Origin of the sequence: Streptomyces calidiresistens (assembly GCF_014141525.1) — a bacterium.
Classification (GTDB): domain Bacteria; phylum Actinomycetota; class Actinomycetes; order Streptomycetales; family Streptomycetaceae; genus Streptomyces; species Streptomyces calidiresistens.
The window spans coordinates 1-4,606 of the sequence record NZ_VKHS01000448.1 but is presented as its reverse complement, the minus strand read 5'-3'; the positions used below and the strand labels follow the sequence as shown (position 1 = coordinate 4,606).

Here is a 4,606-nt window from a genome sequence, read left to right as displayed (position 1 = left end):
CTGCCGATCCCCGACCCCGCCCTGGTGGTCCTGATCGGTCCCGCCGGCGCCGGGAAGTCCACCCTCGCCGCCCGCCACTTCCGCCCCACCGAGGTGGTCTCCTCGGACGCCTGCCGGGCCCTGGTGGCGGACGACCCGAACGATCAGGCCGCCACCGGCCGTGCCTTCGCGCTGGTGGAACGGATCGTGGAGCTGCGCCTGGCCGGGGGGCGGACCACGGTGGTGGACGCGACGAACGTGCGCCCCGAGGAGCGCGCGCCGTGGGTCCGGCTCGCCCGCGACCACGACCTGCCCCGGGTGGCGGTGGTGCTGGACCTGCCGGAGGAGGAGTGCCTGCGGCGCAGCCCGGGCCGGCCCGGTCGGGAGGACGTGCCGGCCCGGGCGATCGGCCGGCAGCACAAGACGATGCGGCGGCACGCGGAGGGCCTGGCGAAGGAGGGCTTCGGCACGGTGCACGTGCTGCGGTCCGCCGCCGAGGTGGACGCGGCGCGCCTGATCCGGGTACCGCGGCCCGGCGACCTGCCGCACCTGCGGGGCCCCTTCGACCTGATCGGGGACGTGCACGGTTGCCTCCCCGAGCTGGTGACGCTGCTGACCCGCCTGGGGTGGGTGATCGCGCGGGACGGGCGGGAGCGCGCGGTGGGGGCCCGGCACCCGGAGGGCCGCACGGCGGTGTTCGTCGGCGATCTGGTGGACCGGGGTCCGGACAGTCCCGGCGTGGTGGAGCTGGTGGCGGGGATGCGCGCGAGCGGGGACGCGCTGTGCGTGGTCGGCAACCACGAGGACAAGCTCGCCCGCGCGCTCGCGGGCCGGAACGTGCGGAGGGGCCACGGCCTGGAACTCACCCTGGAGCAGCTCGCCGAACGGGAGGCGGCCGAGCCGGGGTTCACCGATCGGGTGCGCGCGTTCCTCGCCGAGCTCCCCGACCACCTGCGTCTCGCCGGCGGGGAGTTGGTGGTGGCCCACGCCGGGCTGCCCGAGCGGTACCACGGCCGGACCTCGCGCCGGGCGCGGGCCCACGCCCTGTACGGGGCGACCACGGGCGGGAGGGACGAGTACGGCCTGCCGGTGCGGTTGCCGTGGGCGGAGGACCACCGGGGCGCGGCGGAGGTGGTGTACGGGCACACGCCGGTGCTCCGGGCCCGGTGGGTGAACCGCACGATCTGCCTGGACACCGGCTGTGTCTTCGGCGGGGAGCTGACCGCGCTGCGGTGGCCGGAGCGGGAGGTGGTGTCGGTGCCGGCGGAGCGGGAGTGGTGCGCGCCGGTACGGCCGCTCGCCGAGGGCTGAGGCCGGGTCGGGCCCCACCCGGTCGGCGCGTTCCCCCGCGCCGCCGGTACCCCGGGTGAGGATGGGGGCATGGCTTTCCGCGTGGATTCCGAGACCGGCCGCCTGCGCCGGGTGATCCTGCACCGTCCGGGGTTGGAGCTCAAGCGGCTGACGCCGTCCAACATGGACGAGTTGCTCTTCGACGACGTGCTGTGGGTGCGGCGCGCCCAGCAGGAGCACGACGCCTTCGCGGCGGTGCTCCGGGAGCGCGGGGTGGAGGTGCACCTGTTCGGGGAGTTGCTGGGGGAGGTCCTGGCGATCCCGGAGGCGCGGAAGCTGGTGCTGGACCGGGTCTTCGACGAGTACGCCTACGGGCCGCTGGCCACGGGCCGGTTGCGCGAGGCGTTCGAGGGGTTGTCGATCCCGGCGCTGACGGAGGCGCTGGTGGGCGGGATGACCAAGCGGGAGTACCTGGAGGCGCATCCGGAGCCGACATCGGTGCGGTTCCACGTGATGGACCCCGACGACTTCCTGGTGGAGCCGCTGCCCAACCACCTGTTCACCCGGGACACCTCGGCCTGGGTGTACGACGGGGTGTCGATCAACGCGATGCGGTGGCCCGCGCGGCAGCGCGAGACGGTGCACTTCGAGGCGATCTACCGGCACCACCCGCTGTTCGCGGGGCCGGGGGCGGAGCCGTTCCGGGTGTGGTCGCAGGGGCAGGACGTGTACCCCTCCACCATCGAGGGCGGGGACGTGCTGGTGCTCGGGCACGGGGCGGTCCTGATCGGGATGAGCGAGCGGACGACGCCGCAGGCGGTGGAGCTGTTGGCGCGCGGGTTGTTCGCGGCGGGCTCGGCGCGGCGGATCGTCGCGCTGGACATGCCGAAGCGGCGGGCGTTCATGCACCTGGACACGGTGCTGACGATGATCGACACCGAGACCTTCACGCAGTACGCGGGGCTGGGGATGTTGCGCTCGTACACGATCGAACCGGGTCGGGGCGGGGCGGAGTTGACCGTCACCGACCATCCGCCGGAGCACATGCACACGGCGATCGCGCACGCGCTGGGGCGGGACCGGATCCGGGTGCTGACCGCGACGCAGGACGTGCACGCGGCGGAGCGCGAGCAGTGGGACGACGGCTGCAACGTGCTGGCGGTGGAGCCGGGCGTGGTGGTCACCTACGAGCGGAACGTGACGACCAACACGCACCTGCGGCGGCACGGCGTGGAGGTGATCGAGATCCCGGGCGGGGAGCTGGGGCGGGGACGCGGGGGCCCGCGGTGCATGAGCTGTCCGGTGGAGCGGGAGGCGGCGGAGTAGCCGGCCCGGAACGTTCCCGGGCGGGCGGCGTCGGCGCCGGTGGGCCCGCCCCGGGGACGTTCCGGGCTGTTCACCCATCTCCATGCATAGAGATGCTTGGCTCCGTATACACTTGCGGACCTGTCGTGCTCCCGACGCCCCGTGCCGGGCCGTGGAGCCGGTGCGAGACCCCGAGCCGAGGAGCCCTCCATGCCGATCGACCTCACCGGCCGTCACTTCCTGAAGGAACCGGACGTCACCGCCGAGGAGTTCCGTCACCTGGTCGAGCTGGCCGCCGAACTGAAGGCGGCGAAGCGGGCGGGCACCGAACGCCGCCGGCTGACCGGTCGGAACGTCGCCCTGATCTTCGAGAAGACCTCCACCCGGACCCGCTGCGCCTTCGAGGTCGCCGCCGCCGACCAGGGCGCCTCGACCACCTATCTGGACCCGGCGGGTTCCCAGCTCGGCCACAAGGAGTCGGTGCGCGACACCGCCCGGGTGCTGGGCCGGATGTTCGACGCCATCCAGTACCGGGGGGCCGCGCAGGCGACGGTCGAGGAGTTGGCCGCCCACGCCGGCGTGCCGGTCTACAACGGCCTGACCGACGACTGGCACCCCACCCAGATGCTCGCCGACGTGCTGACCGTGCGCGAGCACGGCGACCGGCCGCTGGAGCGGACCTCCTTCGCCTACCTGGGCGACGCCCGGGCGAACATGGGCAACTCCTACCTGGTGACCGGTGCGCTGCTCGGCATGGACCTGCGCGTCGTCGCCCCCCGGTCGCTGTGGCCGTCCGAGACGGTGATCGCCACGGCGAAGGCCCTCGCCGCCGGGTCCGGCGCCCGGCTCTCGCTGACCGAGGACGTGGCCGAGGGCGTGCGCGGCGCCCACTTCGTGGCCACCGACGTGTGGGTGTCGATGGGCGAGCCGAAGGAGGTGTGGGACGAGCGGATCGCGCTGCTGTCCCCCTACGCGGTGACCATGGACGTGCTGCGGGCCACCGGGAACGACGAGGTCCGGTTCCTGCACTGCCTCCCGGCCTTCCACGACCTGGGCACCGGCGTGGGCCGGGAGATCCACGCCCGGCACGGCCTGGAGTCGCTGGAGGTGACCGACGAGGTCTTCGAGTCCGAGCACTCGGTGGTCTTCGACGAGGCCGAGAACCGACTGCACACCATCAAGGCCCTCATGGTGGCGACCCTGGCCGGCCCCGGGACCTGACCCGGGGCACGACCCGACGCCCGGGGCCCGACCGGTCCCGACCGGCCCCGAGGTCGCCGTCCGTTCACCGGCCGCGGCTACAGTGCGCCCCGTCGGGGCCGTCCGGGGGTCCCGGGTCCGGAACCCCCGGACGGCACGGAAGAGGTGGGTCGGTGCGGGACGACGAACGACGGGAGGCCGACGGCTCGCTCCCGCGCGCGGAGGGGACGTGCGGGAGCGGCCCGGAGGGTCCGGCGCGGCCCCCGGAGGGCAACCCGGGCGCCTCCTCGGCGGGCCCCCCGGCGGACGGTCCGGCGCCCGGCCGGGCCGCCGGCGGGCCGGCCGGGCGGAACGCGCCGGTCGCGGGATCACAGCCCCCGCCGCGCCTGGCGACGATCGCCCGCGAGTGGGGCCGCATCGGCCTCCTCGGTTTCGGCGGCCCCCCGGCGCACATCGCGATGCTCCGCGAGACGTGCGTGGAGCGGCGGCGCTGGGTGGACCCGGAGCGGTTCGAGGACGGCATCGCGACCACCAACCTGCTGCCCGGCCCGGCCTCCACCCAACTGGCGATCCTCACCGCGTGGTGGCTGCGCGGCGCCCGGGGGGCGCTGGTGGGCGGGTTCTGCTTCATCGTGCCGGGCCTGATCCTGATCATCGCCCTGGCCGCGCTGTTCCTCGCGGGGAATCCCCCGGTCCCGGTCCGGGGCGCGGCGGCCGGGGCGGGTGCGGCGGTCGCCGCGGTGGCCGCGCACGCGGCGTGGCAGTTGATGCCGGACAGCCGGCGACGGGCGGTGGGGCGTGCCGCCCGGGCCCGCTGGTACGGGTATCTCGC

The 4,606-nt window shown here is 74.9% G+C and carries 3 protein-coding genes and 1 pseudogene; all 4 read left to right on the top strand.

Going from position 1 to position 4,606, the window contains the following annotated elements; translation table 11 throughout:
* Positions 1 to 1,281: pseudogene (locus FOE67_RS17335) on the top strand (AAA family ATPase); the annotation flags it as partial.
* A gap of 78 nt (positions 1,282 to 1,359) precedes the next feature.
* The gene (locus FOE67_RS17330) at positions 1,360 to 2,595 is read left to right on the top strand and encodes an arginine deiminase (protein ID WP_182665307.1); all 1,236 of its coding nucleotides are present in this window, start codon (positions 1,360 to 1,362) and stop codon (positions 2,593 to 2,595) included.
* A gap of 189 nt (positions 2,596 to 2,784) precedes the next feature.
* Positions 2,785 to 3,795, top strand: a complete 1,011-nt coding sequence (gene argF / locus FOE67_RS17325; protein WP_182665305.1) for an ornithine carbamoyltransferase — start codon at positions 2,785 to 2,787, stop codon at positions 3,793 to 3,795.
* Between the two features lie 152 nt (positions 3,796 to 3,947).
* The coding region (locus FOE67_RS17320; protein ID WP_323384991.1) for a chromate transporter at positions 3,948 to 4,606 on the top strand (659 nt) is incomplete at its 3' end.